The following is a 12,550-nucleotide window of genomic DNA, read 5'->3' on the forward strand; positions in this document are numbered from 1 at the left end:
CAAGTGTGCATAGATTGAAATGACAAAGGGAAAAACCATAAAGGACTTCCCCTTTAGAGAGAGATTTAGAACCAAAGAACTTTGGTTGCAAGTGTAGCAGCAATCGGCCAACGATGAAGTTGATATCCCCATAATTTATGCACAATACTTAAAATAGTCAGCGTAATTAAAGCAGGATAAATCGCTTCGAGTAAAGGCCCTAAAAATCCAGCGATGCCCGCAAATTCGAACGTTGAAACCGTGAAAGAAATGCCAAGCGTCACGAGCAAGGAAACAGGCTCAGAGATTTTTTCTTTTGAAACTTCTACACGCAAAAAGTCTGCAAAAAGAGAAGCCAAGACTATCGCCGTTGTCAAGCAAGCTAGGATAACAGCCATACATAAGACGATAGACGCATAAGGTCCTAAAGCATGCTCTGCGATCATTCCCAACATTTGTTCTTGAGGAACATGTCCAAAAGAACTTCCATAAACCGTTCCTAAAGTAACCAAAGCCACATAAATAACAGACAATAAACTTGCTCCAATCACAGAAGCTTTAAAGAAGATCTTGATCAATGAAGATTGGCTAAGCTCTTGAGCAGAATTTTTTTGTAAATGTTCAATAATAAATGTGGAAAAAAAGAACGCCGCTAACAAATCCATGGTTTGATAGCCCTTTAAAAATCCCAGTTTAAAAGCGCCCCAATCTGTCACCGTATAAACCGAAGGGAAATTTCCATGCCATAGTCCAAGAGCAACAATCGCACCCAAAGAGAGAAGCAAAACAGGAGTCAGATAACTACCTAGCAAAGACACAATTCTTCCCTTATTCATAGTAAGCAAAAAGATAACAGCACAAGATATGATACTAAATAGAGGAAGCGAAACACCAGGTACAACTAGGCAAAAAATACCATGAGCGACTGTAATACAACGAGCCAATACACCAAAAGGACCCATAAGAGAAAGTGCACACAAGGGAAACCAAAACGCGGCGCCTTTTCCTAAAGAAGAGAAAAAAGAACGCGCTTCACCTCGATAAAGAAACATCGCCAAAACGCCTAAAAAGGGAACAATCACTCCGGTCAGCAAAAATCCAATTGAAGCCAGGGCAAATTGCCCTCCAGCATCACGCCCGACAGTAAGAGGAAATACAAGATTTCCTGATCCAAAAAACATCGAAAACATAGCTAAGCCAGTGCTGACGACGAGAGATTTATTTTTCATTTTACAACCTATTTTTAAATAATCTGTATCTAATTGCACTCAAGCGAACGGATTTCTCTTCGCAGTATCTGCATAAAAGAGATGTCATTTTTCTTCTAAAGAAACGGATATTGAATACGAAAATTCGACAATCGCTTTTCTATTAGGAGCAGCGATAAAAACAAGACTTAAATAATAATGGAAATAATAATAGAAGGAGAAATGAAGAGAGAAACAGATGATTGGTTATGGCAGAATTGCGGACACAAAAATTTAGAATAGGAGTTCATTTTTAATCCTTTGTTATAATTCCCTTCTTAGAGGTTTAAGAAAAAGATTAGCAAAAAATTGATATTTTTTCAAGGGGAAACCACATAAACCACTGTGTATAATCATCCAGTATTCTATGTAATAAAAAACCAATTGGAAAACAACGACGAGCCTTTCATTTGTTTTGATGAGACACCATATTAGCTAATAACGAAGGTAACGAATTTGGTGGCTCTGGCCATGCAGGAAATGGATGTGACAGACAAGATGGGAACAAAAAATAACGTTAAGGATTAAAAGTGAAAAAACTTATTATAACAATACTAGGGCTTACTCTTTTACAATTTGGATTTGTTTGTGCATCTAGTTCAGATGAAACAACTGGTTCTTCTCGTGCAAAAGATGGAGAGAATGGAAAAGATGGAGAAAACGGTAGTAATGGCCAAAATGGAAAACCTGGTCAGCATGGTGGACATGGGGGAAAGGGTGGAAATGGTTGGTTAAGTGGTGGCAACGGAGGAAATGGTGGTCATGGCGGACACGTTAATTGTAAACGTTCTAGTGAAAATAAATAAGCTAGAACTCTTCATTGGTCCAAGTGGGGGCTGGTGGATACGACTGGCGATACGAATGTTAGGTCTACCACTACTTACTGAATAAATGATTTGAAGCCTTGGTATGACACTTATCAGCTCTACCGTCCATCCATTCCGATAAAGCCGGGGCAACGGCTGCGGTGGAATCTAGTTTTATCTCTCCAGCCAATCAAAGCAATATCCCATTTTGAAGAATGGCATCTCAAAATCCACATACAAGCAATACCTAAATAGTTCACGCTACTAAATTGCGGAAGACATAAACTCTTTTTTGTTTTCTACAAAAAAACAGAAGAAAGAGAGAGCAAAGTCATGCTGACATTCAGCGTGTTGCTTGCTGATATTAAGCTGATTTAATGCCCTTCTCCATCAGCATTTTTTTGACCTGCTCAACTTTTTCCCCTTGAATTTCAATATCATTTTCCTTAACGGCTCCGCCACATCCCAATTTTTTTTTGATGTCTGAGGCCAATTCTGACCTCTCTTTTACAGAGAGATTTAAATTAAATATCACGGTCAAAATACTTTTTCCCCGTTTAATTAGTCGTACTTTGACAACCTTCGTCGAAACATTGCTTGGTTTTGTTGGATTTGGCACCCATTCTCCACTTATGTTAAATGGCATTCTGTTTCCCTCAACTTTCGAGCATTATCAAAATTTGCGACAAGCGCAGTAAACTTAAATTTGAAAGCGCACATTTCTATTTTTAATTTCTAGAAGTACGAGTATAATGGAAGCTTACTTTTTGCAAGGAATCCTTTTAATGAAAAAGACTTTAATCGCACTTTTGTCCCTTTTATTTTCGGTAGACACCCTTATTTCGGCCTCTATTATTGATCCTGATGTTTATACAATTCTCGAACAAAGTTTCCCCTCAATCCCTAAAGAACAGTGGATGATTCAGGTATTAAAGGGCGGACTTTCGGGAACTGCATTGTATAAGATAGAGACCCCAACGCAACAATACGTTTTACGCCTACACCAATCGACACAGCTAAGTTCTCAAGATGAAAGAGAACATTTTGCACTCATTGAAGCGGCTAAATTAGGCATTGCTCCTCATGTCGCGTATGTATCATCAGATAATAGAGCCATCCTAATGGAATTCGTTAATCACAAAACACTGACACTTGAAAAAGCTAAATTACCTGAAAACATTGTAAAAATAGCTTGCGCAATTCGCAAGGCCCATGAAATTGTTGGCCATCTTCATGTGGGTGAAAGTCTTTTATCCAATGCTCACCGTTGCCATGAAAAAGTCCTAAAAGACGGATTGGGAACAGAGGAAAACATAAACGGTGCACTTGAGCTAATCAAGAGATATCGAGAACAATTGTCAGCCTATGCATGCCCACAGGTGAATGTCCATGGTGATTTAAATCCAAGAAACATCTTTTTGACAGATGATAATGGTGTGCTATTGATCGATTGGGCTGAATCAAGCTTGGAAGACCCTTTTTACGACTTGACCTATTTCGCCTTAAAACATGATTACGATGAAGTACAAGAAGCACTCCTGTTAAAGACCTATTTGCAACGACAACCCACGGTCGAGGAAACGAGTCGTTTTACCCTGCAAAAAAAGATCCATCAAGCTTTTTGGTCTCTGACAAACTTATACCTGGCCGACGTTCAGCTAAGAAAACATCCTCAACAGAAAATTGATCCACAGGCAAGCCTTAAAAGCTGGAGCACATATCAAAAAACTTATGCAGACTCGATGGAAGAACTTCCTGCGCAGTATTTCTACGAGCTATCTCGCCTAAATTACCAGCTTGCATTATAAGTTTGAGGATATATGGATTATCACGTTTTTTTAGACTCCGTCAGCCAATCTTTTGCAACAAAATTCGAAGAAAGACCTCGAGAATCTCAAGAGATAACGATAGACATAACCGATTCCTCGGGCATGAAGAAACCATTCGAAGTCAAAGATATTTGTTTTCTTCTTTCATTGGATAGATTTAGAGAATTAGCTCAAATATCTCCACTTCCTGAAAATTTTGACGATTTGATAACAAAAATTTGGTCTCAGATGGGTAAAGGACATGGAACTAGCTACTTAGAAATCAAAATCAATACCATCCTGCGCATCAAAAATCTTTTTTATGATCTTGTCATAGTCCCCTCCAAAGATGGCAAAAGGAATTTTTTATTTAGAGAATCCTCGGATCTCATAACTCAACAACCGCAAACTTATCTTGCACCTATTCTCGATGCATTTGAGCTGATTCAAGAAATCAAACAAGGAGAATATGCCATCGTTAGTGCAATGGATCCCAAACCGATTTTAGCCTCTTGGCATTTTGCAACCTGTATCGGATTTGTTGCTTTTAATGAAGCTTATCGAATCGGAATATTAGCACATATCGATTTAGGAGCAACCTATGGTCAGATGTTTCAAGAAATTAAAAGGTATTTTAAAAATTTGGGCAGTGGTCCTATAAAAATCGATTATGTCTTAACAGGAGGAAGTTGCACACCAGTTTGTACCGATGCTATTCGAGGAGAAAGCCTTGATCTCCGCGAACATTTTAAAGCCGCTATTCAAAAAGAGGATGATGATCTTTTTCAATTTATTTTGATCCAAGAAATTGAAACAAAAATATCCGCTGTAGAGCTTAACAAAGATGCGAGTTGGGGATCTAGTATGCGTTTAAATCGAAGCATCGCATTGGATACACGTAAAGCATCCCCTCTAAGCGAATTGATGAGCTACGAAGCCCGTTTAAATCCGGATTCTTCTTTACACAAACGTGAAGGAACCCAAAAAGAAGCCATCGATTTTTCAAAGGAGCGTTTAACACATCCCGAACTTAAGCCAGCTTCTCTTTCTTAAAAACTTCACGCATTCAATAAAAAACCCAAATGTTTTAATCACATTTGGGTTTTATTTTTTTACCAAAGGCTCATCATGAGCTTTTGGTATGCTCAAAATATCCCCTAAGCCGAGTTAAAGGTTAGTTGGAAATTTGTTGTGACTGTTCCACAAACTGTCGTACCTGAAATGGAAATGATAAATACGGGTCCTGAACCAACTGACCCCCCGGATATTACCCCAGTTGTTGGATCGATTGTTGATCCTGGCGGTAAACCTGTTGCACTATAAGTGAATGGCTGGCCACCTGGGCTGACAAAATAGACTGACATATCCAATGTGTACGGTGTTCCAGAAAGCGCCCCAATATTTATAGGCGGAATCGGAAGCACTGATGGAGGAATGCACGGAAAAGTAATTGTGAAAGGCTCACTGACACTTGCACATGCATCCGCTGATGTCGCGGTCACGACCACGTTATAAGTGAGCGTATCCGACAAGATAGAACCTGATATCACACCCGTCGAGGCATCAATCGTTGAACCTGCAGGTAACCCAACGGCACTATAAACTAAAGGCAATCCACTTGGATTCGTGAAATGGGAGCTAACATCCAAAGAGTAGTTCCCAATTCCTGTGAATGAGGCAGGAGGAATCGTTGTACTGACTAATGTTGTACATGGAAAGCTAATCGTAAAGGACTGAATAGCAACCGAGCATGCATCCGCAGCCGTTGCTCGAATTGTCACCGTGTAAGAATTATTGTCATTGAGTCCAACCCCAAAAATAACTCCCGTCGTTGGATCGAAAGTAGCTTCTGGAGGCAATCCTTCTGCACTGAACACCAAAGCCGCTCCACTTGGATCGCTAAAATAGGGGCTGATATTTAGCGTATAAAGCTCTGTCCCTGTAAAGTTCGCGTTAGGAATTGGATTACTCACTAAAATTTGGCAAGGCCCTAACCGTCTTTTTTTTTCTTCTGCCACAGCCAAAACTTGAGGCATATACACGGCAGGAGAGCTTACCCAAGCAGCTAAAATGGGTTCACAATAACAGGGAGTACATTCATTGCGACTATCTGCTCGATCACCAAAGACATATGTTAATTCAAGACCAGCTGTTGTATTGCTAGGGAGATGCGATTTACCTCTTGTATGCGCTCCAAATAAGCCTACGACTAATCCGGACCAATCAGGATGATGCCAGCCGAGGCGTACTCTTCCATAATTATAGGGACGTTTAAATTCCCCCAATAGATCAAAGAAAAGGTTGTATTTTAAGTCTTGGTGATAAGTAAAACTACCGCCGAAACCTGAGACAACCTTTCTTGATTTATATTTTCGATTATATTTAACAAAATCGTAGTCTGCATCGAGATGAAAATATCCTGAACACCAAGGAATGAGTGTTGTCCCTAATGACCCCCCATAGCTATTAGATCCTGCGATGCGTCTCGAATAAAGAAAATCCCTACATTCCTTGTGTCCCAATTTACGAGCTGGAGCATATGAACAATAAAATCCCACGTCTGCACTGGGAAGAAATGCATTACAAAAATCATGCTGGTATTCAACACCCACAGCATACTGGTGCATCCAACGCTCTTCTCGACCAGTAGAAAAACGATAACCGAGTTTTTGAGTTAAAAATTCACCTGAAAGCTTTACGCGATCATCTTCTCCCCATAACACCCCAAAAGTTCCATTCGCGCGATAATTACGTCGTCCAACTTCCCCAAAAAAGGAAACAGCGGCCTCATCCGTAATAGAACGGGGAATCACGCCTAATGTAAAATTGGGAATCAAATCATTTTGCGTGTGTCCTCTGGAGCGGCTGCAATCGCTTAAACTTGACTGTAACTGATTAAAAATCAGACAAAACAAAAACAAACATCTTAAAAATTTTTTCATTGTCATTTACCCTAGCATCTTATTAAAAGAATTTTCCAAGATAAAAGGCTTTTTCATTTATTTAAATAAAAAATCCAAATGATCAAAAAGAGACTCACACTATTTCCGAAGAAAGTGTAGACCAAGCCAACCTTCTTCCTCAATTTCGTCTAATAACGTCCATCCCCATCTTAGAGCCTGCTGGAGATAGAGTTCGCGTTCTTCTTGAAGAATGCCGGAAATAAGAGCCTCCCCTGGCAAATGATGGACAGATTTAAGACTTTTCCAAGCAACAGCTTGTTCGGAAGCGATCATATTCATTAAGACAAGAATATTCTGCTGTTGTTGAAGGACATGGGTGGGAGGTTCAATGGAAAAAGTAATGTCACCTTCCAGCTCATTGAGCAATAGGTTCTCTTTAGCATGCTCAACTGCTTCTGGATCGATATCGATTCCCCACACAATCTTAGCTCCCATAATCGCAGCAGCTAAAGATAACACCCCGCTACCCGATCCTACGTCTAAAATAGCTTGTCCGTGAACCCGATCTTTCATGAGACGGAGAACAATACGTGTCGAGGCATGGGATAGATCGCCAAAACCAGGCCCGGGCTTAAGTTTGATGACGGGTAAGTTTTGTGCATCGATCAATTGATTTAGGTCTAAGTGCACGCACCCATCTCGATAATCAAGACCGTGTGCGGACCATTGAGACTCCCAATCTATCGGACTAAAATGAATCGGCGCAAAAGCTCCAATAGTTTGCAAAGAAGTAAAAGGGAAATCAGAAAATGGGATGTCCCCCAAACTAGCTACAACCTCTTTGCTTCCTTCTGTTTCTTCGCTGTAAAGAGGCTGAGCCCCAAAATTTTCGAGTTCTTTCCATGCCTGTTCAGACGAGAATTGGGGTCTAATAAAAAAACGATAGGTGATCATTTAATGGTCTTCCCAAAAATGCGGGGTTAATACGGCAAGCACAGCAAAAAATTCTAAACGTCCAGCAATCATTAAAATCGAAGACCACATCAACCCAAAATTGGATAGAAATGCAAAGCTTTCCACAGGTCCAGCCATGCGAAAACCTAGTCCAACATTATTCACCATACATCCAACAATTCCTAGAGATGTTTGGGGATCGATTCCATCCAAAATATAGATGTATGTGCCAAGAACAGATAGTGTTATGATAATTAAAAAGAAACAGAGTACCATAATAGCCGAGCTAGCGTCTACCTCTTTATCGGCCACCCGGAATGTCCGCACTCTCTCAGGGCTAAACAAAGATTCGACTTTGAATTGCGCAATCCGAAAAAGCATGTAATGGCGCATAATTTTGATTCCCCCTGCCGTGGATCCAGACATTCCCCCTACAAACATGAGGATAAGCATAAGTGTTTGCATCGCATAGGGCCAAGTATCATAATTGGCCGTTGCAAACCCCGTTGATGTCTGTGCAGAAACGACCTGGAACATCCCATAACGAGCAGCCTCTTGCCAAGAAAAAAGGCCATCGGGAATTCCTCCAATAAGCACTTTTGGAGTTCCCACAAGCTTCCAAATAGCAATCAAAGTACTACTCAAAATAATGGCCAGATAGCATAAAAATTCGGGCTCATAAATCCGATAAAATTTCCCTTTAAACATGTAAAAATACAAAGTAAAGTTGACTCCGCCCAAAATCATGAATAGCAAGACAATCCATTCGGTCCAGCTGTCGTGATAAAATCCAATACTGGTCGAATGAACGCTAAATCCCCCTGTTGAAAGAGTTGAAAAGCTAATTGTAATCGCATCAAACAAAGACATCTGAGCGTTAGTGAACATCAGCAGCCCAATTTGCACAAGCGTGAGGAAGCAATAAATTTTCCAAAGCACGATAGCCGCGTCTTTGATACGTGGAGTAATGGAATCTTTCATAGGACCTGGAACTTCAGCTTGAAATAGAATTCGCCCTCCTGCTCCTAAAGCAGGTAAAATGGCAACAAATAACACGACAATGCCCACACCTCCCATCCACTGGGTCAAGCTCCGCCAAAATAAAAGTCCTTTACCTACCGCTTCAATCCCTGACAAAACAATTTCATGTGTGTGTGGATCTCTAATTGGTTCTATCGTTCCATGAAAAGTATACTCCACATCTGGACTTCCACAAAATGTGCGTGTAATAGGGATTTCTTCACCTGTTTTTAAATCATAAGACTTTGCTTGCATAACGGTTGCACCCGTGGTGGTTAAACCAGATGCCATTTCAAAATAAGCTTGTAAAGGATTCGTCAGGGTCCCGCTTAAAACGAAAGGGAGAGCGGCTAATGCGGGCGCAAGCACCCACAAAAATACAACCGCCGCGATCCCCTCTTTTAAGTACATTTTACGATTAGAACGTCTTCCACAATACCTCAGCCACATCCCGAGAACTAAACAAATCGCAACAGATTCTAAAAAAGCATCGATGGCATAGGGTTGAGGATGTAAAGCTGGATCCAAAAAAAATTTATAGTAACAAGCGACGCAGAGAGGAATGAGTAAAGTTCCAGCAATTCCAAAAACAAAGATGGAGAGAATTTTGCATAAATCTTTAAATTGCATAACTAAAACATTTTTTGGATTTCAGCCACGTGTTGAGGGGATGTAATGACAATCACAGTATCTCCAGGAGAAATAATACGCCCTCCATTTGCAATCATCACCCTTCCTCGATTTTGAATAACAGCAATCAGAAAATCTTCTGGAAAAAAAGGACCAAGCTCTGCCAAAGGAATCCCCACAATTTTTGAATCCATGGATACATTGATTTCCATAATTTCCGCTTGATTTTCATAGAGGGAGATAAGTGAAGTCACTGTCCCAGAAAAGATTTGCGAAAGAATGTGATTGGCCGCGCTAATCCGAGGAGAAACAGCATAATGAACGCCCAAGCGCTCGACTAAAGAGAGGTAACTTAAATTCGTTAAAATGGCGACAACATCTTCACAACCCGCTTCTTTAGCAAGACAAGCCGTCACTAAGTTAGTTTCATCATCTCGCGTACAAGCAATTAAAATATCTGCGTTTTTAATTTTTTCAGCATGTAAAAATTCTAGATCGGTGGCATCATGATGAACAATCGTGCATTGCGGCAATTTTTCAGACAACTGCGCACATTTGTCATAGCTCTTATCGATAATTTTTACCGCTACTTCTTTTTGAATTAAAAGTTTAGCCAAATTAATGGCCGTTAAGGATCCCCCAATAATCGTGGCGGATTTAAAAGCGCGATCAATCCCCCCAAAATAGTGGTGGAGGTTTGATACAGTTTCAGCATCTCCAATAAACGTGACCTCGTCCCCAGGAAGTAAACGATCTTTTCCATGCGGAAAAATCACCCGAAACCCTTGTTTATCTGGCCGACGAATAAGCCCTACCATAACATCAGAAGGCAATCCCAAATCTTTTAAAGACCGATCTCCTTTCTTCCATTTTGACGGAATCACAAGCGTTCTTAACTGCACAGCACCATGCGCAAAATGTTCAACCGCCCGAGATCCTGGGCTGACCATGTATTTTACAATATCGTTTGCAACAAGGAGTTCGGGAGCAATGAAGTAATCGACAGAAAAAATGTGGGAATAATCTAAGCGGGTATTATTTAAAAACCGGCTATCCCCAACACGAGCTACAGTTCTGGGATACCCAAGATGCCGGGCGATAGAACAAGACACTAAATTTGTTTCATCATCACCTGTCAGAGCTAATAAAACGTGTGGAGATAACTCTAAAAGATCTTCTAAAAGAACCCAATCGCTTCCCGATCCCACGCGCACAGCAATATCCAATGTGGAAGAAACTTTCTCGATTTTTTTAGGATCATTATCGATGAGCACAACATTATGCTGTTCTTTAGAAAGCATGGCTGCAATATGGCGTCCCATATCCCCAGCCCCCACGATCACGATGTTCATATCTTTTCCTAACCAGATTGCGTTAAGACAAGATGCTAACTTAAAATTAGATTTATTTCCAAATCGAAGGAAGCTTCTTTAATCTTCTTTCAAGATTTTTTGTTGAGCAAAAGAGGCATCCAAATGTCTTCTCGATTTTCTACGACACCCAGTGCGGTTTTCTTCTGGGATTCTATCCACGCATATTCCTTTTCTCGAAACTGATCAACGACCTCAGATGAGATCCCTTCACTTTTTCCAAAACCTTTGATTACAGTGAGTCCACTTGGCGGGCAGGCGATTGTAAAAATAGTTAAATCAGGGCGGGCTTGAAGTAAGGTGGGCACAATTTTCCAAACATCCCCCGTCCAAAAGCCGGGATCGAAATCTTTTTTAGAGGATTCTGCACTTAAAGGAATGGTATCGTGAATCAAAATGATCGACTGAGGTGTACAGTATTGCTCTGCATTGCAAAAGTCATCCACAATGGCTTCGTATTGATGCAGCCCATCAATAAAGATCAAATCAAAAGGATCCCCAGGGTAAGAAATAAAAAAAGCTTCACTGGTCTGACGATAGATGCGCGACCAAGCGTGAAGATCGGTTTGAATGCATGGATTGGGATCCACACCAACAGCAAAGGTTTGTGGACCCGCTAAACAAAAGCTAAAACCATATTGAACACCGATTTCTAGATATGTCTTCGGTTTTAAAGCGGCGTGAATTTTTTCCAGGACCTGTAAGTAAGGTTCTCCAGGAAGCGCTTGATAAGCCTTTTCCCAATCTTCCATCATTTTCTCCCTTCGCTATTTTCTATCCTTCTAGCAACATAGGAAAAACAAATGCAAGGAATTCAGCTGGATTTGCACATCTTTTTGACAACATCTCACCTCGCCTCTCTAAGAGTCGTGCATTTCCTTTAAAAAGAAAGCTCATCAACTGTTTGAGTTTATTGAGCTGCGTTGAAATGGGAGTCCCTTCTGCCATGGCGCATAAAAAATTTTGAACAAAATTTTGAAGAGCATTTTTCTCTGGAACATACTGTTGTCCCGCAAAAAAAGCGCGAATTTGATGAAAAATCAATGGGTTAATCACACTTCCTCGTCCAATCATGAGTGCATCGCACCCCGTTTCTTTAAGCATTCTCACAGCATCATCCACATTTAAGATATCGCCATTTCCCACAACAGGAATTTTAAGTAACGCTTTCGCTTCGGCAATTAAATCCCATCTCGCTGGTGGTGTGTAACCATCCACTTTTGTGCGTGGATGCAATGTCATAAACTTAATCCCACTCTCTTGGGCTGCTAAAAGGTTTTCTTTGAATAAGGAAATATCTTCATATCCTGAACGGAGTTTAGCTGTAACAGGAACAGAGACAGCCTCTACCATGGCCTTCGCAATCTGATAAAGTTGTGAGGGATCTTTTAATAAGCTCGATCCAGCCCCTCGACCCGTCACCGTATTGGATGGACATCCACAATTTAAATCGATCCGATGCGCGCCTCGTTGAGCCAGTTCTTGCGCCATCGCTGCCATAAGCTCAGGGTTGGATCCCATAATTTGGACAGCTTGCGGAATGGGAAAGGTGTCATCCTTTTGATATTGTTTGGCTAAACTAGCCACATGGGCATTCGATGGGACACGCAAAAATTCTGTGCAGGCCTCATTGAATCCCCCCATTTTTGCCATCGCTTTGCGAAAAGGGCGGTCACCTAATCCTTCCATAGGCGCTAATAAAAGGTAGGGACAATTTCCAGTGCCTTTCGGGAGTAAATTCACTTTATCGCCTCTTAGTATTTGACTATTAATGTCTTTAATATTATGCATAGAAATTGTTTTTTAAAAAACAATTTGTGATCTATGATACTG

General features: G+C 40.7%; 11 protein-coding genes. 3 read left to right on the forward strand and 8 right to left on the reverse strand.

The window, feature by feature from the left end:
* Nucleotides 1–65: 65 nt before the first annotated feature.
* Complete coding sequence (locus AOM43_RS10340) at nt 66–1,208, reverse strand: branched-chain amino acid transport system II carrier protein (protein WP_013924370.1); 1,143 nt, start codon at nt 1,206–1,208, stop codon at nt 66–68.
* A 548-nt stretch (nt 1,209–1,756) separates the two neighbouring features.
* Between AOM43_RS10340 and AOM43_RS10345 the strand changes: the two genes are divergently transcribed.
* Nucleotides 1,757–2,032, forward strand: a complete 276-nt coding sequence (locus tag AOM43_RS10345; RefSeq protein ID WP_059360172.1) for a hypothetical protein — start codon at nt 1,757–1,759, stop codon at nt 2,030–2,032.
* Between the two features lie 364 nt (nt 2,033–2,396).
* On the opposite strand, the gene AOM43_RS10350 is transcribed toward AOM43_RS10345, so the two are convergent.
* Nucleotides 2,397–2,678 carry a translation initiation factor gene (locus AOM43_RS10350; protein WP_013924369.1) on the reverse strand — a complete coding sequence of 94 codons (282 nt, stop codon included), beginning with the start codon at nt 2,676–2,678 and terminating at the stop codon, nt 2,397–2,399.
* Between the two features lie 139 nt (nt 2,679–2,817).
* Between AOM43_RS10350 and AOM43_RS10355 the strand changes: the two genes are divergently transcribed.
* Entirely contained in the window at nt 2,818–3,840 is a 1,023-nt protein-coding gene (locus tag AOM43_RS10355) for a phosphotransferase (protein ID WP_226987490.1), read from the forward strand.
* A gap of 12 nt (nt 3,841–3,852) precedes the next feature.
* A complete protein-coding gene (locus tag AOM43_RS10360; protein WP_059360175.1) occupies nt 3,853–4,893 on the forward strand; it encodes a hypothetical protein in 1,041 nt (346 codons plus the stop codon).
* A gap of 104 nt (nt 4,894–4,997) precedes the next feature.
* Here AOM43_RS10360 and AOM43_RS10365 read toward each other — a convergent pair whose 3' ends face one another.
* The 6 genes from AOM43_RS10365 to AOM43_RS10390 all read right to left on the reverse strand — a co-directional run bounded on the left by AOM43_RS10365 (nt 4,998) and on the right by AOM43_RS10390 (nt 12,460).
* Complete coding sequence (locus tag AOM43_RS10365) at nt 4,998–6,782, reverse strand: putative Ig domain-containing protein (RefSeq protein ID WP_059360177.1); 1,785 nt, start codon at nt 6,780–6,782, stop codon at nt 4,998–5,000.
* 99 nt (nt 6,783–6,881) lie between these two features.
* Nucleotides 6,882–7,697: a 50S ribosomal protein L11 methyltransferase gene (locus AOM43_RS10370; RefSeq protein WP_059360179.1), complete on the reverse strand. Its 816-nt coding sequence runs from the start codon at nt 7,695–7,697 to the stop codon at nt 6,882–6,884.
* Nucleotides 7,698–9,347 (reverse strand): TrkH family potassium uptake protein, encoded by a 1,650-nt coding sequence (locus tag AOM43_RS10375; RefSeq protein ID WP_006342364.1) that lies wholly within the window; start codon nt 9,345–9,347, stop codon nt 7,698–7,700.
* A 2-nt stretch (nt 9,348–9,349) separates the two neighbouring features.
* A complete protein-coding gene (gene trkA / locus AOM43_RS10380; protein WP_013924365.1) occupies nt 9,350–10,699 on the reverse strand; it encodes a Trk system potassium transporter TrkA in 1,350 nt (449 codons plus the stop codon).
* A gap of 89 nt (nt 10,700–10,788) precedes the next feature.
* A complete protein-coding gene (locus tag AOM43_RS10385) occupies nt 10,789–11,472 on the reverse strand; it encodes a class I SAM-dependent methyltransferase (RefSeq protein ID WP_059360181.1) in 684 nt (227 codons plus the stop codon).
* A gap of 19 nt (nt 11,473–11,491) precedes the next feature.
* Nucleotides 11,492–12,460 carry a tRNA dihydrouridine synthase gene (locus tag AOM43_RS10390; protein WP_226987491.1) on the reverse strand — a complete coding sequence of 323 codons (969 nt, stop codon included), beginning with the start codon at nt 12,458–12,460 and terminating at the stop codon, nt 11,492–11,494.
* Nucleotides 12,461–12,550 lie beyond the last annotated feature (90 nt).

The sequence above is a fragment of the Parachlamydia acanthamoebae genome (assembly GCF_000875975.1).
In the GTDB taxonomy this organism is placed as follows: Bacteria; Chlamydiota; Chlamydiia; order Chlamydiales; family Parachlamydiaceae; genus Parachlamydia; species Parachlamydia acanthamoebae.